19 protein-coding genes and 2 tRNA genes are annotated in these 22,256 nt (G+C 50.5%); 3 read left to right on the forward strand and 18 right to left on the reverse strand.

Annotated features, from left to right (window positions below; genetic code table 11):
* Positions 1-167: 167 nt before the first annotated feature.
* The 10 genes from purM to ACTQ1O_RS01350 form a co-directional block, all read right to left on the reverse strand.
* Entirely contained in the window at positions 168-1,193 is a 1,026-nt protein-coding gene (purM, locus tag ACTQ1O_RS01305; RefSeq protein ID WP_441485774.1) for a phosphoribosylformylglycinamidine cyclo-ligase, read from the reverse strand.
* Between the two features lie 331 nt (positions 1,194-1,524).
* Complete coding sequence (gene purE, locus ACTQ1O_RS01310) at positions 1,525-2,031, reverse strand: 5-(carboxyamino)imidazole ribonucleotide mutase (RefSeq protein WP_441100664.1); 507 nt, start codon at positions 2,029-2,031, stop codon at positions 1,525-1,527.
* Between the two features lie 16 nt (positions 2,032-2,047).
* Positions 2,048-4,153 carry an aminopeptidase gene (locus ACTQ1O_RS01315; RefSeq protein WP_441485775.1) on the reverse strand — a complete coding sequence of 702 codons (2,106 nt, stop codon included), beginning with the start codon at positions 4,151-4,153 and terminating at the stop codon, positions 2,048-2,050.
* Positions 4,150-4,746 carry an HD domain-containing protein gene (locus ACTQ1O_RS01320; protein WP_441485776.1) on the reverse strand — a complete coding sequence of 199 codons (597 nt, stop codon included), beginning with the start codon at positions 4,744-4,746 and terminating at the stop codon, positions 4,150-4,152. The genes ACTQ1O_RS01315 and ACTQ1O_RS01320 overlap by 4 nt, the downstream gene beginning before the upstream one ends.
* A gap of 148 nt (positions 4,747-4,894) precedes the next feature.
* Entirely contained in the window at positions 4,895-5,218 is a 324-nt protein-coding gene (locus ACTQ1O_RS01325) for a hypothetical protein (RefSeq protein ID WP_441485777.1), read from the reverse strand.
* A gap of 6 nt (positions 5,219-5,224) precedes the next feature.
* Complete coding sequence (gene pyrE, locus ACTQ1O_RS01330) at positions 5,225-5,920, reverse strand: orotate phosphoribosyltransferase (RefSeq protein WP_441485778.1); 696 nt, start codon at positions 5,918-5,920, stop codon at positions 5,225-5,227.
* Positions 5,921-6,072: 152 nt separating this feature from the next.
* The gene (locus tag ACTQ1O_RS01335) at positions 6,073-6,990 is read right to left on the reverse strand and encodes a dihydroorotate dehydrogenase (protein ID WP_441485779.1); all 918 of its coding nucleotides are present in this window, start codon (positions 6,988-6,990) and stop codon (positions 6,073-6,075) included.
* A gap of 54 nt (positions 6,991-7,044) precedes the next feature.
* On the reverse strand, positions 7,045-7,911 hold the full coding sequence (locus ACTQ1O_RS01340; RefSeq protein WP_441485780.1) for a dihydroorotate dehydrogenase electron transfer subunit: 867 nt from the start codon (positions 7,909-7,911) through the stop codon (positions 7,045-7,047).
* 25 nt (positions 7,912-7,936) lie between these two features.
* On the reverse strand, positions 7,937-8,866 hold the full coding sequence (gene pyrF / locus ACTQ1O_RS01345; protein WP_441485781.1) for an orotidine-5'-phosphate decarboxylase: 930 nt from the start codon (positions 8,864-8,866) through the stop codon (positions 7,937-7,939).
* Entirely contained in the window at positions 8,859-10,157 is a 1,299-nt protein-coding gene (locus ACTQ1O_RS01350; RefSeq protein ID WP_441485782.1) for a dihydroorotase, read from the reverse strand. Before ACTQ1O_RS01350 ends, pyrF begins: the two co-directional genes overlap by 8 nt.
* A 361-nt stretch (positions 10,158-10,518) precedes the next feature.
* Here ACTQ1O_RS01350 and ACTQ1O_RS01355 point away from each other — a divergent pair, with 361 nt between their 5' ends.
* Complete coding sequence (locus tag ACTQ1O_RS01355) at positions 10,519-10,719, forward strand: cold-shock protein (protein ID WP_441100673.1); 201 nt, start codon at positions 10,519-10,521, stop codon at positions 10,717-10,719.
* Positions 10,720-11,289: 570 nt separating this feature from the next.
* On the opposite strand, the gene ACTQ1O_RS01360 is transcribed toward ACTQ1O_RS01355, so the two are convergent.
* On the reverse strand, positions 11,290-11,664 hold the full coding sequence (locus tag ACTQ1O_RS01360; RefSeq protein WP_441485783.1) for a hypothetical protein: 375 nt from the start codon (positions 11,662-11,664) through the stop codon (positions 11,290-11,292).
* 207 nt (positions 11,665-11,871) lie between these two features.
* Between ACTQ1O_RS01360 and ACTQ1O_RS01365 the strand changes: the two genes are divergently transcribed.
* Positions 11,872-12,387, forward strand: a complete 516-nt coding sequence (locus tag ACTQ1O_RS01365) for a DUF5721 family protein (RefSeq protein WP_441485784.1) — start codon at positions 11,872-11,874, stop codon at positions 12,385-12,387.
* A gap of 161 nt (positions 12,388-12,548) precedes the next feature.
* Here the strand turns inward: ACTQ1O_RS01365 and htpG are convergent, their stop codons facing one another.
* The 4 genes from htpG to ACTQ1O_RS01385 all read right to left on the reverse strand — a co-directional run bounded on the left by htpG (position 12,549) and on the right by ACTQ1O_RS01385 (position 18,798).
* Positions 12,549-14,843 (reverse strand): molecular chaperone HtpG, encoded by a 2,295-nt coding sequence (gene htpG, locus ACTQ1O_RS01370; RefSeq protein ID WP_441485785.1) that lies wholly within the window; start codon positions 14,841-14,843, stop codon positions 12,549-12,551.
* Between the two features lie 362 nt (positions 14,844-15,205).
* Positions 15,206-16,036 (reverse strand): HAD family hydrolase, encoded by an 831-nt coding sequence (locus tag ACTQ1O_RS01375; protein WP_441485786.1) that lies wholly within the window; start codon positions 16,034-16,036, stop codon positions 15,206-15,208.
* Complete coding sequence (locus tag ACTQ1O_RS01380; protein WP_441485787.1) at positions 16,026-16,868, reverse strand: HAD family hydrolase; 843 nt, start codon at positions 16,866-16,868, stop codon at positions 16,026-16,028. Before ACTQ1O_RS01380 ends, ACTQ1O_RS01375 begins: the two co-directional genes overlap by 11 nt.
* A gap of 226 nt (positions 16,869-17,094) precedes the next feature.
* On the reverse strand, positions 17,095-18,798 hold the full coding sequence (locus ACTQ1O_RS01385) for a glutamine--tRNA ligase/YqeY domain fusion protein (RefSeq protein ID WP_441485788.1): 1,704 nt from the start codon (positions 18,796-18,798) through the stop codon (positions 17,095-17,097).
* A 340-nt stretch (positions 18,799-19,138) separates the two neighbouring features.
* Here ACTQ1O_RS01385 and ACTQ1O_RS01390 point away from each other — a divergent pair.
* A tRNA-Val gene (locus ACTQ1O_RS01390) sits at positions 19,139-19,212 on the forward strand.
* Between the two features lie 477 nt (positions 19,213-19,689).
* Here the strand turns inward: ACTQ1O_RS01390 and ACTQ1O_RS01395 are convergent.
* The 3 genes from ACTQ1O_RS01395 to ACTQ1O_RS01405 form a co-directional block, all read right to left on the reverse strand.
* Entirely contained in the window at positions 19,690-20,496 is an 807-nt protein-coding gene (locus tag ACTQ1O_RS01395) for a TVP38/TMEM64 family protein (RefSeq protein ID WP_441485789.1), read from the reverse strand.
* A 250-nt stretch (positions 20,497-20,746) separates the two neighbouring features.
* Positions 20,747-21,781 carry a Kae1-like domain-containing protein gene (locus ACTQ1O_RS01400; protein ID WP_441485790.1) on the reverse strand — a complete coding sequence of 345 codons (1,035 nt, stop codon included), beginning with the start codon at positions 21,779-21,781 and terminating at the stop codon, positions 20,747-20,749.
* A 392-nt stretch (positions 21,782-22,173) separates the two neighbouring features.
* A tRNA-Thr gene (locus ACTQ1O_RS01405) sits at positions 22,174-22,246 on the reverse strand.
* Positions 22,247-22,256: the final 10 nt, after the last annotated feature.

The raw sequence follows: 22,256 nt of genomic DNA on the forward strand, positions 1-22,256 counted from the left end.
CTTCACTTCGCTGCTTCGCAGCTTTCGTTCCACTGACAGGCATGAGCATTCTCACGTTTTCTCGCACTCCATCATGATCATACCTGTTGTCGCCGCTAATCTTCTTCACCTCTGCTGAGCAAGCTCCATATGGGAAAATAACATTGCGGCTGGACTTATACACTACATCAGATCAGCTTTACGCCCTTCTCACCTGCTCTGATATGTCCGATCTGATAGGAATATTCGCCGGCATCACGAATTGCCTTCATGGTTGCGTCCACATCCTCCGGACGAACCGCCAGCACCATGCCGATTCCCATGTTGTAGGTGTTGTACATCACATGCTCGTCGATATCGCCTTTTTTCTGCATCAGTTTGAAGATCGGGAGCACCGGATAGGAGTTCTTCTCAATTTCTGCGTACACGCCGTCGCGGAGCATACGGGGAACATTCTCGTAAAAACCGCCGCCGGTGATATGACTGCAGCCCTGAATTCTGACGCCGGCCTTTTTAATGCTCTTGAGTGCCTTCACATAGATCTTTGTCGGCGCAAGAAGAACATCGCCCAGTCTTCCGCCCAGTTCGTCGTAGTAGGTGTCCAGTGATTCCGGAGTCATATCGAACACCTTCCGGACAAGTGAAAATCCGTTGCTGTGCACGCCGGAGGACGCGAGACCGATCAGTACATCTCCGTCACGGAGATCCGCTCCGGTGATCATATCCTTCTGATCCACTACACCTACGGCAAATCCCGCAAGATCATATTCGTCTGTGGGATAAAAGCCCGGCATCTCAGCGGTCTCGCCGCCGATCAGCGCTGCCTCGGACTGCAGACAGCCGTCCGCGACTCCCTTTACGATCTCCGCGATCTTTTCCGGATAGTTCTTTCCGCACGCAATATAATCCAGGAAAAACAGCGGCTCGCCGCCCGCACAGGCAATATCGTTCACGCACATGGCAACGCAGTCGATTCCAACGGTATCATGCTTGTTCATCAGAAATGCAATCTTCAGCTTTGTCCCAACGCCGTCAGTTCCGGAAACCAGCGTGGGATGCTCCATGTTCTTGAACGCATCCGCTGAAAACGCACCGGAAAAGCCGCCCAGTCCTCCGAGCATTTCAGGACGCACCGTTTCCTTTACATACTTTTTCATCAGCTCCACTGATTTGTATCCGGCTTCGATATCTACTCCAGATGACTTATAATCCATTTTGTCCTCCATTCTTCTCCAGACAGACATATTGTGGCGCGGGCAAATCCCGCATGGCCTGGTGTTGTTCCTGTTGTTTCTGTTCTTTCAGTTGTTTTTGTTCTTTTCGTCTTTTCGCATTTCCACATTCCCGGTGATTGCGTGGCAGCTGTGAGGGCAGCGAAGTGACGCGGAAATTTATAAAGTTTGTGGCGCCCCGCCTTCGGGAGCGCAAAGCACGGAACAATCCGTATCTTATTCCGTTTGTGGCACCCCGCCTGCGGGAGTGCGAAGCACGGAGCAATCCGCAGCTTATTCCGTTTGTGGCGCCCCGCCTTCGGGGTATGCAGATTTACTTTGTGTAGTTCCTGTAGCCGGTTTCCTGCAGTCTTGCGTCCTTTGCCACGACGTTCTTTCTGCCCTCTTCGCCGTAGTCCCGGATTTTCTGAAGAAGCTCTGGGTCTGAAACCGCAAGGATCCGGGCCGCAAGAATCGCCGCGTTCTTCGATCCGTCGATCGCAACCGTCGCAACCGGAATACCGGACGGCATCTGAACAATAGAATAAAGCGCATCCGTACCTCCGAGCGCCTTGCTGCTCATCGGTACTCCGATGACAGGAAGCGGGAAGAGTGCCGCAACCATTCCCGGAAGAGCTGCCGCCATACCGGCTCCCGCGATGATCACGCGGATTCCTCTCTCTTCCGCGCCCTTTGCCCAGGACACAAGTTCCTCCGGTTCTCTGTGAGCGGAAATGATCCGCATCTCATAATCGATTCCAAACTCCTCGAGTACCGCTGCCGCCTTGGACATGACTGCCATGTCCGAGTCACTTCCCATCACAATTCCAACTTTTGCCATCGTCTGTTATCTCCTTTCATTTGACGTCATTCATCATATCTGATTCCGCTAAATCTTTCAACGGCTCATTTAATTCTTCCGTTCCCGGAAGCACGAATTTTCCATTCCGAATCAGCGTTATCTCCTCTCCGTCCGCCTTTTCCACGGTAATGCTTCCCAGTTCCTCATAGGGAATCGTGATATCAGTGTGACAGCCGAAATATGCCTTGCCCGGGTCTGTTTTGCGCAGGATGGAACGCTCGTTATCCCTCGCGATGATTTCCTTGCCATCCGGATTATAAACCGCATTGTCTTCCTCCCAGCTATAGCAGGTATCGCCGAACGCAAAGTGCGGTCCCATCTTTTCCGCGATCAGGATCGGAAGTTTGTCCGCGATCCCATAAATCTTCGCCATACGGTACGCCGTTGTATTGGTTCCAATGGCACATTCGCCCATTGGAAGTGACGCGTGATGGAAAAGGATGTTCTCCTCGATATAGCGGCGGTTTGCCTCCTCCGACGCGAAATTGCCGCAGCTGTAGCCGGCGACCATACCGTCTCTGACCTCAATCTTAAGGTCCCGGTACTGGAATTCTCCGAGATAAACCCGGCTCACATTCAATACCCCGTTTGTTCCCTTCAGAACTGGAGAGGTGAAGACTTCTCCGACCGGAATATTCACATCTGCCACACAGTTTTCAAAATTTGTCTGATGTTCCGGATCAGTCAGTGTGTGCAGTGCCACCCTGAGGTCGGTACAGTTGCCGTTCATTCCTCTGACACGGACCGCCGTGCCCTGATCCAGGGCGTCGATGAGCTTCTGCTGGATCTTCTGATACTTCCGGTAGTCGAGATTATTGATCTTCACGGTTTCCCGGAAAATATCACGGAAGCGCTCTCCGATTGCGGGTACGGGATAGGCAATGATCGTAAAGCTTCGCTCCGATCCGATGATATAACGGTTCGTAATCTGTCCCGCCTCATTGTTGTACCGCACCTGCTCCTTCTGCTGTTCCTCGGTCAGAGCACAGCTGTGCTGGGACTCCGCCGGAGTGAACGGCGTCTCACCAAACACCTCCATACACGCCGGACCGCCGTGGACCTTCGCCAGGTCCTTGTATTTCTCGTATGCTGCCCGCAGTCCCTGCAGCTTCCGGGTGACAAACTTCTCGTCAAGGAAAATGCCTGCGTCATTCCGGTGGTCATATTCAAACTGAGGATTCGGCACGGCTCCGTAATAGCCGATCCTCAGATGCTGTCTCTTATTCACCGCATGTGTGGCAGAGCGGTATATGATGCTTTCCAGTCCCATCTCCCGGAACTGAAGAACTGCCTGCCGCACAACCCGCTCGAAGCCGAGCCGGTATCGGATGTTGACCGTCTTTTTTTTGCGGATGTCCTTGCGCCCGACCTCAAATCCGATCCGATACCCCTCCGTCCATGTGCGGGCGATCGACGCGATTTCCTCCTCGGAGAGGGTGTTCAGAAATAACGCCGTCTGTTCCTCATTCTCTGTCACATATTCCCCAAACCGGTACAGATACCGCAGGTCGCCAATGTCCTCCTTCATGATGATGTCCCGTGCAAAGGAAAGTCCGGGATCCAGACATTCGCGGGTTCTTCTGTCCATCATCTCCGCGGAGTAATCACTGCAGTACCAGTACAGCGACTCCCGGATCAGTTCCGGTTCCGGAAGCTCACCGTCTGTAAACAGCTGATATACCTCGAGAAAAATTTCCAGAGAAATCAGCATGTCCCACACTCTGTCCTCAAACGCATAAACAATGGTGCCTCGAAGTTCCATGTACAGAAAAGAAAAGAGCTGCCCGTAATCCTCACCGAGGATATCCGCAGAGAAATCAGGATTTCCAAAGCTCTTCCCATAATTTTCCGGAAGTATGTCCCGATACATGCTGTGGTTCTGTTCTCTCAGCTCCTCCAACGAGGCATCCCTGAATTCTCCTCTTTCCTTCTTCAGCATCAGCTCCGCCATATCCGAGAGAAAAGCAGCTTCCTGCTCAAACCACGCCCTGAAAGGCTCTCGCACCCTTTTCTCCTCCGGAATCTCTCTTACGCGTCCGAGCGCAAGCGAGAAGCGTTCCTTATAATCTTCGGTATCCGCAATAATCTGTTCGTTCCTCAAGGTTTTAAACTGCCCTTCCTGATATTTTCCGCAAGAATTTCCTGCATATAAGACCAGATTTCCTCTGATCCTGTTCCCGTCTTCGCGTTTCTCTGCCTGACCTGAGACTGGTTCACGCCATGCTCCCTCCAGTCTCCGCCGCCGTTCGAATTGTTCAGCAGCATCGGCTGAAAATTATCCATCACATGCGCAAAACGGGCTTCCGGCGTCTCGTATGCGTCGAACTCCTCCCAGATCTCACGGAGCTTACGCCCCTGATCCTCCGGCAGAAGCCCGAATATCCGTTCCGCCGCCTTCATCTCCCGGTCTGCCTCTGTCTTTTTGGCCTCCGCATCGTATGCGTAGGTGTCCCCGGCATCGATCTCTACGATATCGTGAATCAGTACCATCAGGATCGTGCGGACAATATCAATTTCCTGATTGGAATACTCCCTGAGTATCCATGTCATGACAGCCAGATGCCATGCGTGGTCCGCGTCATCCTCACGGCGGCCATGCCCTGTCAGATGGGTCTGACGGAGAATGTTTTTCTCCTTGTCAATCTCAAGAATAAAAGCAAGCTGTTTCCGGAATCGCTCCTGATCCATTTCCATATAAAATCCGCCTCCATTCTGCCGCACAGCATCACCGGCATTCACGGTCCTTCTTCTGCCTCACATTGGCGCCGGTGTATCCTGCCCCAATTTCTGCAGGCACCTTAATCGGCGCTTATGTATTTTCTGCTTTCTGCCTCTTCTTTCTTTAATGAATGCCCAGCAGGAAAAGCACAATCCACAGGATCGACATGATTCCTGAGGCAAGTGCCGCCAAGGTTCCTCTTTGAACGCTCTCGGATTTTTCCGACAGCGCACGCATACCCAGGTAAAACGCGTAGAAGGAAAAAAGCATCGCGATCAGCCCCGCGCAGCCGAGAGCAATCCCGCCCTGCGCCTGCACAATAAAGGAGATCAGAACCGTTACCAGAAGCACGACTAACGAGATCACCGAGAGTGTCAGTGACACTCTGGTGTCCGTAAATTTATCCTTTTTGATAAAAGTATATTTTACATTTTTCTTCTTAATCATGCCGCCTCAGAACAACCCCTGATATTCCTCTGCGCCGTACTGCGCATAGTAGCTGCGAATCGCCTGCTTCTGTTCATCCGTAAGCGTCATTCGTCCTGCCTGCTGATTTTCTCCCAGATAGCGGAAGACATCGGCCATTGAAACAATGGCCTTTGCCGGGAATCCGTACTTTTCAGTGATCTCCGAAAGCGCGCTTCTGGTTCCTTTTCCACGCTCCATGCGGTTCAGGGATACTATGAGCCCCTTGATCTGCACATCGCCCTGTGCCTGAATAATCGGGAAGGTTTCCTCGATCGACTTTCCGGAGGTTGTCACATCCTCGATGATGACAACGCGGTCTCCGTCCCTGATTTCACTCCCCAGAAGGATTCCCTTGTCGCCGCCATGATCCTTCGCTTCCTTCCGGTTGGAACAGTACTTCACATCGACACCATACAGCTCACTGATGGCGATCGCGGTTACAACCGAGAGCGGAATCCCCTTGTATGCAGGTCCGAAGAGAATATCAAAATCAAGCCCATAGCTGTCATGAATGGCTTTTGCATAAAACTCGCCGAGCTTCTTCAGCTGCGAGCCGGTTACATACGCGCCGGCATTCATGAAGAAGGGCGATTTTCTTCCGCTCTTCAGCGTAAAATCTCCGAACTTCAGCACATGACTGTCAATCATAAAATCAATAAACTGTTTTTTGTATTCTTCCATCTTTTGTCTGCTGCTCCTTCCATTCTGCAGATCTGCAGGTGACCGGCTGCACCGGTCTGCCGCGGCGGATAAGCCCATCGCCTCACACCTCAAGTGAGCAAATCCATGCTGCCCATCGCCCCCGGATCTTTCAGTATCAGTACTGCCGCACATCATTCCTCAACTGCGCCGACCAGATCCTGCACGCTGTCGATTCCATTTTCTTCCAGGTATCGTTCGATTCCCGCGACAACATCCAGGGTTGCGCGCGGATTTATGAAATTCGCGGTTCCCACCGACACGGCCGTCGCTCCCGCGAGAATAAATTCCAGCGCATCCTCCGCGGACGCGATACCGCCCATGCCAATGACCGGAACATGTACCGCATGCGCCGCTTCATATACCATCCGGACAGCAATCGGCTTTACTGCCGGACCAGACATGCCTCCGGTCCTGTTCGCCAGGACAAATTTCCGGCGGTTCACATCGATTTTCATACCGGTCAGGGTATTGATAAGCGAAACCGCGTCTGCGCCGCCTGCCTCCACTGCCCTGGCCATCTCTCCGATATCGGTGACATTCGGACTGAGCTTCATGATGATCGGCTGCTTCGCCACTTTCTTACATGCTTTTGTAATTTTTTCCGCGACAGACGGAACCGTTCCGAAGGCAATTCCTCCTTCTCTGACGTTCGGGCAGGAGATATTGATCTCCAGCATATCCACAGGTTCATCCGCCAGCCGTTCCACCACTTCCGTATATTCCTCGACCGAATGGCCGCAGACATTTACGATGATTTTTGTGTCGTATTTCTTCAAAAACGGAAGGTCTCTCCTGCAGAAGACCTCAACACCCGGATTCTGGAGACCGATGGCATTCAACATGCCGCCGTACACCTCGGCCACCCTCGGTGTCGGGTTGCCGGGCCACGGCACATTGGCCACTCCCTTTGTGACAACGGCTCCGAGTCCGTTCAGGTCTATAAATTCACTGTATTCCTCGCCGGACCCGAAGGTTCCGGACGCGGTCATGACCGGGTTTTTCAATTCAATCCCGGCGATATTTACGCTAAGTCTGTTCGTTGTTCCCATCTATCTGTGCCTCCAGCTGCTTCTGGTTTTCCTGCCATGTGCCCGGATAATCTCTCAGAGATCCAGAGTCATCACATTAAACACCGGTCCGTCCTTGCAGACCCTGGTATTCTTCACCTGGGAATGCTCATCGATCTCCCGTGTCCTGCAGACACATGCAAGGCAGGCGCCGATTCCGCAAGCCATCCGCTCCTCCATCGAAACCCAGCACGGTATCTGCTCCTTTTCCGCCCAGCCCTTCAGAGCGCGGAGCATAGGAAGCGGTCCGCAGGCAAAAATCACCTCCGGCTTCCTTCCATCGGCACGGATCGCGTCCATTACATTTCCTCTCGTTCCCACGCTTCCGTCTTCCGTCGCGATGATCGTATCGCCGTACCGGTCAAATTCGGACTTCAGAAAGCAGTCGCTTCGATAACCGATGACGCTGATCACCTCTGTATCACGAATCTTCGCATTGACTCCGTCGGACTTTTCGGAAACTCTCTGCTCATCTTCAATCACATCTGACTGTTCCTCATCAAGTGCCGCGCTTTCGGAAAGCACTTTCGCCGTTTCCAGAAGCGGCGGAACTCCGATTCCTCCTCCGATGAGAAACACTCTTTTGCCCGCGGCTTCCTCGAGCGGGAAGCCATTGCCGAGAGGTCCCAGAATCTCCAGTTTTTCACCGGCACTCATCTGCGCCATCTCATCTGTTCCCGCTCCGGAAACGCGGTAGACCAGCCGGATCGTCTGCCGGTCCGCGTCAATTCCGCAGAGGCTGATCGGCCGCGGAAGCAGTCTGCTTTTGTCATTGAGAAAAACATTTACAAACTGTCCGGGAACTGCCTCGCCGGAAACTCCCGGCGCCTGGAGAACCATGTCATATATGCCGTCGCTGATCCGGTTCTGGCTGACGATTGTTGCCGTCTCCTTTACTTTCATATGTTTTCGCTGTCCTTTCAAAGATTCATCTGACTGCTTCCAGAGCACTGTTGATATCCCGGATCATGTCGACAACTGCCGCCCTTGAGGCATCCGCGAAATGGTCCTCGCCATACTCCGCATATTCTTCCTTCCTGTATGCACAGATGATTCCGCGGGAGGAATTTATAATCGCGCCGAGTCCGTCCTCATTGAAAAAGTCAGTGAGATCGGCGCCTTTTCCACCCTGCGCACCGTATCCCGGAACCAGTATGAAGGTCTTCGGCATGATTTTCCGGAGCATTCTTCCCTGTTCCGGATAGGTTGCTCCTACAACGGCGCCGATATAGCTGTATTCATCGCCCATCGCCTCGCGTCCCCACTCAGCTACCTTTTCGCCCACCAGCTCATACAGCGGCTTTCCGTCCACCAGCCGGTCCTGGAACTCTCCGCTTGACGGATTTGACGTCTTCACAAGAACAAAGATTCCCTTCTTCTCCTCGCGGCAGACCTTGATAAACGGATTGATGCCGTCGCTTCCCAGATAAGGATTGACCGTCGCAAAATCCTCATGGAAACCGGAATACTCTTTATTTCCGACCTTCACATGCCCGAGATGTCCGACAGCATAGGCTTCTGACGTTGATCCGATATCGCCGCGTTTCACATCTCCGATCACGACAAGCCCCTTACTCTGGCAATATGAAACCGTTCTCTCATAAACAGCCATCCCCGGTACGCCGAACTGCTCATACATCGCGACCTGCGGCTTTACTGCAGGGATCAGATCGAAGGTTGCATCTACAATTTCCTTGTTGAACTCCCAGACTGCCTCCGCAGCGCCTTCCAGCGTCTCTCCATACTGATGGAACGCTTTTCTCTGGATAGATTCCGGCACATAGGAAAGCATCGGATCCAGACCGACGACCACCGGCGCGTTCTTTTCTCTGATGTTCTGAATCAGGCGATTAATCATAGTACATTCTTCCTTTCTGATATACGATTTTCCCGCCGCAGATCGTGGTGTCGACCCGGCCGGTAACCTCACAGCCGTCAAACGGTGTATTTTTCCCCCGGGATTCAAATTCCCGCGCGTCAATCTTATAGGATACATCGGGATCGATGATCGTTATATCCGCTTCCTTGCCCTCTGCAAGAGATCCCCTCTGATCCAGATGCAGAATTTTCGCCGGGCCCGCGCTCATCCGCTCCGCCATCTGCATTGGCGTCAGGATACCGGTTCTGACCAAATATGTGATCGTCAGCGCGACTGAGGTCTCCAGACCGACAATGCCGAAGGGGGCCTTTTCCATGGGCTGATCCTTCTCCTCGCGCGTGTGGGGCGCATGATCCGTGCTGATCGCTTCAAATACCCCCTCAGCCAGTCCCCTGCAGAGTGCCTTCCTGTCCTCCTCGGTACGCAGCGGCGGATTCATTTTATAATTCGTGTCGCCGTGCACTCTGTCGCTGCTCGTCAGAATGAAATGATGCGGACAGACCTCGCCGGACACATCCCAGCCTTTTTCCTTCGCCGCCTTCAGCATCTCGTAGCTTCCCTTCGTGGAGCAGTGACAGAGATGAAGATGCGCGCCTGTCTCATGAGCAAGGATCATATCTCTCGCGATGATGACATCCTCCACCGAATTTGTGATACCGGGCAGGCCCTCAGCTCTGGATATCTCATCCGCATTCACGCAGCCGCCCTGCACGAGATTCCTGTCCTCGCAGTGATCCAGAAACGGAATGTTCAGTTCACGGCAGATTTTCATTGCCTCCCGCGCAAGCTCAGCATTCATGACCGACTTTCCATCCTCGGAAACAGCGGGGATTCCATGCTTCGCCATTCCTCTGATATCGGCCAGCTTTTCACCGGCCTGCCCCTCAGTGACCGCTCCGGCCTGAAGCACATGGATCGACGCGGTATGCTCCGCCTTATGCATCACATAGTCGATGCGGTCCGGGCTGTCACAGACCGGTTTTGTATTTGGCATTGCGACGATGGTTGTGATGCCTCCTCTGGCCGCCGCCTTCGAGCCGGTGGTCACATCTTCCTTCCAGGTAAGTCCCGGATCACGCAGATGTACATGCAGATCGATCAGCCCGGGCATGACCCACATGCCCCTTGCGTCGATCTCCCGGTCCGCCTTCTCTGTTATATTTTTCGCGACTCTGGTGATTTTTCCTCCCGACAGATAGAGATCAGCGATGCCGTCAAAACGGGTGTCCGGATCGATGATTCTGCCGTTTCTTATCAGAATTGTATCCATAACGATTTCTGCCTTTCCATATGAGGGACATCCGGCCGGATTTCATCAAACCCTCTTTTGTGCCTTTCCTGTCCCGGGCATAAATTTCCGTTTACAGTATACAAGATGGTGCCTGAGAATTCAAGGATCGCCCCTTGTCTTGTCATTGAAAAGAGCTCCCGGAAAAAACGCGTGAAAAAAGCGGAAAGTTATTGCCGGTACTGCCCCGGAGGCCATTGAAAGTGCCGTTGAAGGGGCCACTGAAAAGAAAGTCGAATTGTTCAAATTTTCTTGACTTTTCAACCTTTCAAACCTATAATCAAATCACGGTGAAGGCTTCACCGATTCATTATTTTTCTTAGTAAGTATGGAGGTACTTCAAATGAACAAGGGCACTGTTAAGTGGTTCAATGCTGAAAAAGGTTATGGTTTCATCACTGGTGAGGACGGAAAGGACGTATTTGTTCACTTCTCAGCTATTCAGGGTGAGGGATTCAAATCTCTGGACGAGGGCCAGGCTGTTTCCTATGATCTGGTTGAAGGCGCGAAGGGAATGCAGGCAGCAAACGTTGTTAAACTGTAATTTCAGCGAATGAACCCGAATCACTAATCCAGACATCGAAAGAATTGCTTTTCTTGTTACAGCATTTTGAAGCATTGATTTATATATAGAGATATTAAGTTACGCATCAAGTGTTTGCACACGTAATAATCAGTTCAATCGAAAAATCACCGTCTTCCGCTCCGGAAGGCGGTTTTTTTCTGCTTTCTCATCTCTGAAAGGCGGTTTTTCTCTGCTGCCGCATCTCAAAAAAGCAGTTTTCTCTGCTGCCGCATCTCAAAAAAGCGGGTTTCTCTGCTGCCGCATTTCAACGAGATAAAACACGCTGCGCGAGTTTTATCTCGCTATCGCGACGCTCGCCGCACACGAATACTTCGCATTCGGCTGCGGCTCACTGTTCGCGTAAAAAAGGCGCCCTGCTCTCGCAGAACGCCTTGTAGATCTTGTGCTATATTATTGCTGCCATACATAGTCCCTATGGCTGCTGCTGTAAAATGTCTTTTATGCCTGTGCTTCTTCTATGACTGCTCTCATGCATGGCACTTATGGGCATTGACGGGGGAAATCATTCTCTCGTTCTGCCGGAATCCGTCACTGCGCAGCCGACACCGATGATACGGATGCGTCCGAGGAAGCAGATGCTGCGCTGCTGTCTGATGCTGTCGCGGTTGATGCATCAGCCGAAGTGCTGTCCGAACCGGTCTTCTGCTCTGTGACATAGCTGTTCAAAGCTGTCGTGTAGGACTCGATGGCAGAGAGGTCAAGCTCCGTCGTCGTTGCCTTTGCCGTAGTCGCCTGATTGTTCTTTACATTATTATAAACCGCCCAGCTGAACCAGCCGATCAGAAAGCCAAAAACTACCACAACCGCAACCACGGTCAGTCTCGTTCTGATCTTTTCTCTCCGCATGATTTTCTTGCGGTTCTTTTTCTCTTCCTTATATAAATCGACCTTTTCCTGACTCATTCCAACATACTCCTTACCTGTCTCTTGATCCGGGCTCCGGCTGATTCGGGCAGAAATTTCTCAGCATCTGCCATAATTCCTGCGTCGGCCCAATGTAAACAGTATACAACAATTCCAATCAAATGCAAAGCACAATCCGTAAATTCCCGGATTGTGAGATACCCGGAAGTCTATTATAATGGATACTGTATTTTGGAGGTTTTTACTATGATCGCATTACAGATTGAACATGTCGGCAGCTTCATGAATCACCTTCTTCTGAAGGAAACGTTCGACCGTTTTCTGGTCTCGGAGGCGCAGATCACAACCTTTACCACATTTTCCATCGACGGTCAGGCTCACCCGGAATATTATGAGGGCGACGCTTCAGATGACGGAATCACGAACAAAGCCACGAACCCACAGACACACCGGGAATCTCTGGTGCACTGGAGGGATATCCGATCCTTCTGCGTACAGATCCTGAAAGGCCGCAGGCTTCCTCTCTCCTTCCGTTTTGTCTTCCAGCTGAGTGCCGGACAGATCCAGCGTTTTATGGAAAAGAACGAACTGAATTACGATCCGGAAGATATCCTCGGACTGTTCCTGAACATTCAATACCGGAATCAGACACTGACAGTAACTACCGGATCCTCCCTCCGGAGCTTTACACTGGATCACTCCGTCGACCAGGCGTGGGACCGGTATGTGCAAAAATTTTTCACCGCCTGCGGGCTCGACTGATCACCTTTAAATTGTTGTTGTGCAAATACCGGAATGTGCTTTTTTGTGTAAATACAAGGAAATATTTTATACGAATACCAGGAAAATGTTTTGCGCGAACACAAAAGGAGCGGGAAAAACGCCCACCTCGCGTTTTTATCCCGCTCTTCTTTCAATCTTACTTATTCAGATTTCTTCTCGTCCTTTGATTCCTTTGAAGTCTTCTTGGCCGGTGCCTTGGTGTCCTTCTTCTCCGACGCTTTCACTTCTTTCTTTGCTGTATCCGCCTTTTTGATCTGGGCTTTTCCCGCTGGCTTCGCATTCTCTGCAAGCTTTACCATGATCTCATTGCTCCTGCTGATGAACTTTGTCATCTCATCCGGAGTCAGAGCGCGGTTGCTGATTACTGCCAGATCATAAAGCTGCTCACAGAAGAGGCTGACATCCTCGGATGCCTTATGCTCGAATACATATTTCACAAGCGGATGCTTTGCATTCAGAACAAGTGTCTGCTGTCCCTCGAGTTCATCCACGTTGATGTTCTTGTCCGCCATTCCGTACATGCGCATCATCTCGCTGTAACGGCGCATCTCCTCGGAGATCGTGACCATGGCTGAAACACTGGGATCCTTCAGATTCTCCACCCGGACGGACAGCTGACTCTTGTTCAGAACCTTGCGGAAGAGCTCCTGCAGATCCTTGCTCTCTTCCTTCAGAGATTCGCTGTCTTCCTTCATATCATCGGTGAGATCCGCATCGATTCTCTGGAAATGAAGATTTTCATTCAGCTGCTCCACATGGGAGATAAACGGAGCGTCAATGGTATGGACCAGCTTATAAGCCTGTTTCTTCTGGCTCCGGAACATGTTGATGTACTGGCTCTGCTGCACCTCATTTGTCACATAATAGATCGTGATCTTCGGCGCATCCTTCTTGTCGTCCTTCTGATCCGCCTCACCGGATTTACTCTCTTCTGAAGCTTCTGCCTCAGGCTTCTTCTCACCATCGGCACCCGTCTCAGATTCCTTCGCATCTGCTGCTTTGCTCTTGTCTTCTGCGCTTTCCCCTGTTTTCTCTTCCTCAGTCTTTTCAGGAGTATTGGCGGCGATGATATCCTTCAGCGTGTGATACTTGCCGTCGAGATCCTCATAGAGGATGTAATCCATCATTCTCTCAGAGAACTTGGGATCCTTCAGCGTTCCGAACTTGATGAACGGACTGATGTCGTTCCAGTATTTCTCATATTCTTCTCTCTTGGTCTTGCACATGCCTGAGAGCTTGTCCGCAACCTTCTTTGAGATGTAATCGGAAATCTTCTGCGCGAAACCGTCATTCTGAAGCGCGGAACGGGAGACATTGAGCGGCAGATCCGGGCAGTCAATCACGCCCTTGAGCAGGAGCAGATATTCCGGGATAACTTCCTTAATATTGTCCGCGATGAATACCTGGTTGTTGTACAGCTTGATTTTTCCCTCAATGGACTCGTATTCCGTGTTGATTCTCGGGAAGTACAGAATGCCCTTCAGGCGGAACGGATAATCCATATTCAGATGAATCCAGAACAGCGGCTCCTTGTAATCCAGGAATACATGGCGGTAAAATTCCTTGTACTCCTCATCTGTGCACTGACTGGGCTGCTTTGTCCACAGTGGATGCGTATCACTGATTGATACCGGCCGCTTCTGAATCTTTACCTGATTTTTCTCAGGGCTGGTCTCGACCTTTTCGGTCTCGCCCTTATCATTCTTCTTCTCCTCGTACTTCGCGTCCTCATGAATATGCTCAATGACAACATCGGTATCCTTGAGGTCCTTCTCATCGATGATCTCCGTCTCCGGCTCTTTCGTCTCATTCTCAAGATAAATTTCTACCGGCATGAAGGAGCAATATTTCTCCAGAGTTTCACGTACCTTGTACTCGTTGGCGAATTCCAGACTATCCTCTGCCAAGTGCAGCGTAATCGTTGTCCCTGCCTCGGTACGGGTGCCCTCGCTCATATCATACTCTGTACCGCCGTCGCACTCCCAGTGAACGGCCTCCGCTCCCTCACGGAAACTCAATGTATCGATTTCCACCAGATCCGCTACCATGAATGCAGAATAGAACCCGAGTCCGAAATGTCCGATGATCTGGTCGCTGTCCGCCTTATCCTTATACTTTTCCAGGAACTCCGTCGCGCCGGAGAAGGCGATCTCTGTGATGTCACGGATTACCTCGTCCGCTGTCATACCAATTCCGTTATCGGTGAATTTCAGTGTTTTTTCCTTATCGTTAACCGATACAGTGATCTTCGGCTTATATCCCTCCGGAAGCCTTACCTCGCCTACGGCATCCAGTTTTTTTCTCTTGGTTATGGCATCGGATCCGTTCGAAATCAATTCCCGGATAAAGATATCCTTATCCGAATACATCCATTTCTTGATTATTGGAAAAATGTTGTCGCTGTTAATCGACAGATTTCCATGTCTCATTTCCATACTAATACACACTCCTTTTCACTTTTGATCCTTCATTTTCGTGACATATCCCCGTCAGGAAAATGGATATTTGTGTTATCGCCGCTGATGATCCGCTGTCTGTGGAAACCCGACTTCGCGGATCATTCTGGCTGTGATTTTCTGTCATTATGACCGGTATTCATTTTATACCCGACAAGTGTTATATTAGTACCCTTATTACAGAAAGTCAAGAAAAAACTAGCACTCGATTTTGTCGAGTGCTAGCAAGGTACTGTATAAGTCCAGTCGCAATGTTCTTGGCCCACGGGGAGCTTGCTCACCAGCGGGCAAGAACATTAGCGACGACAACAGGTATGAGCATGGAGCGGTATGCCGCGGCATTATCCGGTAAAATCGCCTGACAATATTTTCTCAAGGTATTCCTCCACCGTCGGCGTATGGTCACAGCCTGCAGCGAGAATTTCCGGTTTGGCATTGTCCACCGCAACCGGCCAGCCGACCAGCTTCATCATTTCCATGTCGTTGTAGTTATCCCCGAAAGCCATACATTCCTCCGGCCGGACATCGAGCTTCTGCAGCAGTTTCCGGATTCCGGTTCCCTTATTCACATGCAGCGGCATAATATCAAGCCAGTCGTTTCCTCCCGTAACCACCGTGGCGTACCTTCCGAATCTTTCCTGCCAGAACGCGATTTCCTCATCGGTAAGACCGTTCCTCTCGTAGATAGAAATCTTGAAATACGGCTCCTCCGTCTTCAGAATATCCGGCACCAGTGTGACATTATTGCCGACCACATCCCGCATATGATAATAGTAGCTCATGTCCTTCGGCTGAATGTAGCTTGTATTCACTCCCGACAGCAGCACCTCAGCGGACGGCGTCCTTATGATCTCCCGCATAATCTCCTGTCCAAGCGCCCGGTCCATCGTCACTCTGTGCACCATCTCGCCTTCATAGAAGCTGAGGCAGCCGTTCTCGCAGAGATACGCGATCTCATTGCGAACAGGAGCAAAGAGTCTCTGCAAATTGGCATACTGTCTTCCGCTCGCCGCGAGAAAAATAATTCCTCTCCGGGTCAGCCTGTGAATCAGCCCGCACGTATTGGGCCGGAGTCTTTGTGCGCCTCCCTGGAGCAACGTCCCGTCCAGGTCACTTGCAATGAGACGGATGTCCGACGGAATTTTTATAGACGGCATTCTCTTATCTGACATTTGGCTTTCCCCTCGAATTAAATCGATCCACAAGATCAACGATCTCCATAGGATCATCGACAATTTCGTCTGCCCGATATTCCTCAAGCTCCGTTCTCGGACGGAATCCCCAGGTCACCCCGACGGTAAAAAGGCCTGCATTATGACCTGTGAGCATGTCGGTATTGGTGTCACCGAAGTACAGTGCCTCTGTCTTATTCACCCCAAACTCCCTGAGAATCTCATAGACCCCCTGCGGATCCGGTTTGATCGGCACAGTGTCGGTCTGTCCCTGAATATGGTCGAAGGTATCCGGTCCGAAGATCGCCGTCACCACATCGATTGCTCCCTGATGCATCTTGTTGGAAAATACAGCAAGGCGGATCTTCCGTTTCTTCAGTTCTTTCAGCATCTCCACAATGTGCGGATAAGGTTTTACATGATACAGCGAATTCTCGACAAACCATTTCCGGCACAGCGGTCTTCCCTCCTCATAATATTTCAGTTCCGGGTCACCTGCATCCTTCAATGCCCTTTTTAACGCATTGTCAAGGCCGTCCCCCGCATAATAATTGTAATTCTCCACCGGCATCGCAGGAAGCCCGAAATGCTCCAGTGTCATATTGACCGGACGCGCAATGGACTCCTGCGTCTTCGTAAGCGTACCGTCAAGATCAAAAATACATGCCTTTATCATTTCCTGCTCTTCCTTTCTCTCTTCCGGAAATCCCCGGTGTACAACGGTCTCCGTGAGATTCCGTTTTCCCCCCGGTTCTTCTTTCGCGCGACTGATCCGGACAACTTCAGCCCGTCTTTCTATCAGGATAACACAATCGAAGATATACTTCTTCATTATTTCTCTGTCCTTAAGGACATTTATTGCGAATCGACATTTTCGGTAAATGAGCAGAAAAAAGCTGCCGCACCTGCAGGAAGCAGGGATACAGCAGCCTTTTCATTATTCATGTCAGAGTCGATCTGCTCCGGCCTTCTTATATCCTTGGAAGTTTCTCCGGACCTCTTGTGCCTTCCGGAGTTTCTCCGGACCTCTTACGTCTTCTGAAGTTTCTCCGATTCTCTTATGCCTTCGGAAGCTTGAAGGAACTCTTCAGCGATACGATTCTGCCGAACACCGGTTTGCCAGGCTTCGACAGCTTCGCGTCAGCACAGAAGAAGCCATTTCTCACAAACTGGAAGCTCTCATAGGGCTTTGCCTCTGCCAGAGCGGGCTCGACCACTCCCTGGAGAACCTCAAGAGAATCCGGATTGATATTCATCGTGCCGTCCTCATTGTACACGCCCTTTTCCTCATCGATCAGATTCTCATAGAGACGCATCTCCACCGGCTTTGCATCCGCCGCATTCACCCAATGGATCGTTCCCTTCACCTTGCGGCCGTCCGGGCTGTTGCCGCCGCGGCTCGCCGGATCGTAGGTACAGTGGATCTCGGTGATTTTCCCATCTTCATCCTTGCGGAAATCAACGCATTTTACAAAGTAAGCCTGCATCAGGCGCACTTCATTGCCCGGGAACATCCGGAAATATTTCTTTGGCGGGTTCTCCATAAAGTCATTCCGCTCGATATACAGTTCACGGGAAAAAGTGACGGTGCGGTTCCCCAACGCCTCATTTTCCGGGTTGTTTGGAACCGTAAACTCCTCTGTCTGTCCCTCCGGGTAATTGTCAATAATCAGCTTTACCGGATCCAGGATCGCATACATTCTGGGAACTCTGGTCTTCAAATCATCCCGGATGCAGTACTCCAGCATCGCGTAGTCTGTGGAGCTGTTGGCCTTCGAAATTCCTCCAAGGCTGATAAACTTCTGTATCGATTCCGGCGTATATCCTCTTCTGCGGAGCGCGGCAATCGTGACGAGACGCGGATCATCCCAACCGTCAACGGTTCCGTTCTCCACCAGTTTCTTGATATATCTCTTACCGGTGACTACATTGGTCAGATAGAGCTTTGCAAACTCAATCTGCCTCGGCGGGTGCGCAAAGCCCACATTCTCCACCACCCAGTTGTACAATGGCCGGTGGTCCTCAAACTCCAGCGTACAGAGAGAATGGGTAATGCCCTCGAAGGCATCCTCCAGCGGATGGGCAAAATCATACATCGGATAAATGCACCATTTGTCTCCCGTATTCTGGTGATGCAGATGAGCGATCCGGTAGATAATCGGGTCTCTCATGTTGATGTTCGCCGCTTTCATATCGATTCGCGCCCGGAGAACCTTTGATCCGTCCTCGAACTCGCCGTTTTTCATCCGCTCGAACAGATCGAGATTCTCTTCTACGCTTCTGTTCCGATTCGGATCATCCCTTCCCGGCTCCGTCAATGTTCCACGGTACTCACGGATCTCATCTGCGGACAGATCACTGACATAAGCCTTTCCGTCGCGGATCAGCTTAAGCGCAGCTTCATACATTTTGTCAAAATAGTCTGATGCAAAGAACGGACCGTTGAACTTCGCACCGAGCCACTCCACGTCACGCTTGATTGCCTCTACAAATTCTCCCTTTTCCTTCGTGGGATTTGTGTCATCAAAACGGAGATTGAACTGACCATTATATTCCTTCGCGATGCCATAATTCAAAAGGATCGACTTTGCATGGCCGATGTGAAGGTACCCGTTCGGCTCCGGCGGAAAACGTGTCATAACCGTGTCATACCGGCCTTCCTTCAGATCTTTATCGATTTCCTGCTCGATAAAGTTCCGGGAAACGACTTCTCTTTCTGCCTCACCCGACCCCTGTTCTTTAGAAGTTTCTTCGATCGCCATTGTGTCAGTTCCTCCTCGATTCCTGTATCATTTATCCGCCGGGACGTACACCGTTTCGGCAGATATCTAAAGTCTTTCACTGAGATAACATCATATCATAACTTTTTCATTTTTCAAAGCATAACCTTGCCCCGCGGCTGCCTTCACCTGCCTTTTATACAAACCGTCATCCTGCACGATATCTTCCTTTGCAAAGACTTGCGCTTGCGTGCAAAGGCTTAAACTTGCATCGCAAGGACCCGGGCTTGCGCCGCAGTGACTTAAGTTTGCGTCAAAATTTGAATTTTCTGACAAATTTTCATTGCATTTTGATGGAAAAAGTGATAATCTGAAAACTGATGGGAGCATAGCTCAGCCGGGATGAGCGTTCGCCTCACACGCGAAAGGTCACGAGTTCGATCCTCGTTGCCCCCACTATTCGGCGCGTATCCGAGTAATCGGATACGCGTCTTTTGTCGCAGTGGGGTCTGCCTGTTTTTATTCCCAGCTGCAAGGCACCACCTTCATAGCCTAATTTCACACCCACAGCATACTTTCACAACTACAGCATAATTTCACATCCATAGCAGAGCTCCCCATCCACAGCATAATTACACATTTACAGCAGAACTCCCCATCCACAGCATAATTACACATTTACAGCAGAGCTTCGCATCCACAGCATAATTTCACATCCATAGCTGAGCGGAACGGTGCATGCGTGGATGGCTGCTGATCTCAGGGAAAACCATCTCATCCTATAAAAAAAGCCTGTCTCCGCATACACAGAAACAGACTCACAGAATTTTCCGGTCATTATTAAAAATATCTCCAACAACATGAAAAAAGATATATCCACCAGTGCCCGGAAAAGAAAGTTCCATACAGCATCACATCATACGCTACAGACTTTCAGACAGTAGTGTTCTCCTTCTCTTTGTCTGTCCTGGCATGCTTTGACAGGCCGATTTTCGAATCCGGCTCATCCTCTTCCGATTCGTCTCCGCCGGGAATCAACGACATCAGCCACTTCCTCTTCAGGGTGACAAAAATCAGAACAGAGATCTGGAATCCCAACGCAAGCACCATGAACAGATACTGCCCGTGCTTGATGAACCCGCCCGCGAGACAGTTGAAGAAAATCTGAATCCAGCTTGTAACAGCAATCGCAATGAAATAATGAAGCGTCGTGATCGAGGATCCTGCCGCAATATACGGAATAATTCCATTCGGAAGAATAGGGAGCAGGTTTACAAAAGCAACCACAAATTCCGGCTTGGTCGTCTTCAGCTTTTCCTTGATCCAGCTGTTCTTGTTCTTCTTCACCGGAGCGAATCCGGCAATCTGATTGCCCATCCTTCTCGCAAAAAAGAACACCAGAAGGTTTCCCAGTAAAAAGCCGAAGTAGCACATCAAGAAAGAATGGAACCAGCCATAGATTACACCGGATGCAATCTGAATTGCAAATCCCGGAAAGACTATACTGACAACCTGAAGCGCAGCCAGCACGATGATCGACAGCGGGCCCTTCCAGGAAGCTTCCCTATTGATAAACAATTCAATTTCCTTCTCGTCGCCGCCGCGCAGTAACTTCAGATACTGCGGGATCATGTCGCCGAATGCGAACCAGATCAGCAGCGCAGCGACAGCAAGTACGCCGATATAAGCGAACAGCTTCCAGTGTTTTCTCCAGAAGCTGCTGAAATCCTTCTTTTCCATATATTCTCCAAATTCTGATTTGTATACCGCTTCTGCAGCAAAACAGGCTGAATCGGAAGTTCGGATACTTCCCCGCCGGAAAACCGCATTATCTGCGTGCCCGGCCAGACAACCATTAGATTATATAAGAAAAGATGTCTCCTGTCAAATTCAACATTCCCTGCACGATATGAGCCTCCGGTCTCAGTAATACACCTGATATCCCATGTCCTGAAGTCGAACCATATCGGCTCCGCAAGGCTGTACCGTCTCAGTAATACACCTGATATCCCTTGTCCTGAAGTCCTTTGACCGTGCGCTCCCTCAGTATATCGTCAACAAAAATTTCTCCGCTCAGCACAACACGGTTTACGCCGATTCCATTCCCGGAAGCATCGGCAACTATATTTTCACACATCTTGACCGTCATCTCCGCAACTGCGTCATGAAATTCCAGCGCTAGCTCATCCGTCGGAATGCCGCCGTCTTTCGCCATACGAAGATCTCCGATCAGGCGCGGACCATCTGCAATCCACTCGCCGTTTTTCTTCTCCAGAATCATCCTTACCGGATACCTGTTCTTGAGAACATCAATCTGATGTGCCGCCATTCCAAAAGTACCGTCATTCCATTTGCTGACCGCATTTTTGGCTGCCTCCACAAGCCTCTTTGCGCATTCCCCGGGATAGGTATTCTCCTCACAGATACCGAGCACGGCAGCGGCAGCATCGAACAGCCGCAGCAGTGACGTCGAGATATAAGTGTCTCTGCCCGCGTCAAGAGCAATTGCAATCGTCTGGTGCAGATTCGGATCGAGAATCTGATCTGACTCATAATCCTCCCAGATCAGACCTCTGTCCTCTGCATCATTCATCATACAGGCAAGTACCATCTGTGCATTTTTTGCGCCGTCCCTGCCTCCGAGGAGCTGAACCGGCTGCAGACACCCCATTCGAATGTAGTTGCCGCTGCGCTCCGCGACCTCCGGCTCCTTCTTTTCCTCGTCCAGTTCATCATGCATCGGAACCGCATGAAGAGTCTCCCCGCTGTCATCCGGTTCCTTCGTGTATTGAATCTTCAATATATGTTCTCTGTCTCCGAGCAGAAATTCTCCGCCCCATACTGTACCGTCTTCTCCCTGAATATTGTCATCATACACAACGTAGAGAGCGGGTCCCTGAATGTTGTATTTCTCAGCAATCGGTGCCACAACAGAGGTCAGTTTTTTCATATCCTCTGATTCGACTGTGTCCCTCTCGTGCTGTTCTGCTTCGTCGTTCAGTACAAATGTGATTTTATCATCCATGATCTCTGATCCCCTCTTCTGAGATAAACCCTTTCATCAGTATCCGTATAGCAGCCGGGATCCGGTTCAAAATTTTTTTCTTAGTCGTCCCATACTGTCATCTGATTTAAAAATTATAGCATTGCATGTACGATATGCAAATATATTTTATGTTTATAGGATTAGCAGACTTTCACCCGATATTTTTCTATAATTCAGATGCAGTTAACCAGATAAAGCCTGTGATGTAAAGTAAAGCAAAACTTTAAGGTAGAAAAGAACCGATGTAAAGTATAGCAAACTTTAAGAGTAAACAGAACCGATGTAAATGTGATATGCCGGAGCTTCACAAAAGACAACAGCAAAAAGCCCCGGAGGACCTGTCTTCCAAGGCTCTCCGGGGATCTCATTACAGCTGATAACCAGACTCGAACTGGTGACCTCATCCTTACCAAGGATGCGCACTACCACCTGTGCTATATCAGCAATCGGTCGG

The organism is Bilifractor sp. LCP21S3_A7 (assembly GCF_052118825.1).
In the GTDB taxonomy this organism is placed as follows: Bacteria; Bacillota; Clostridia; order Lachnospirales; family Lachnospiraceae; genus Bilifractor.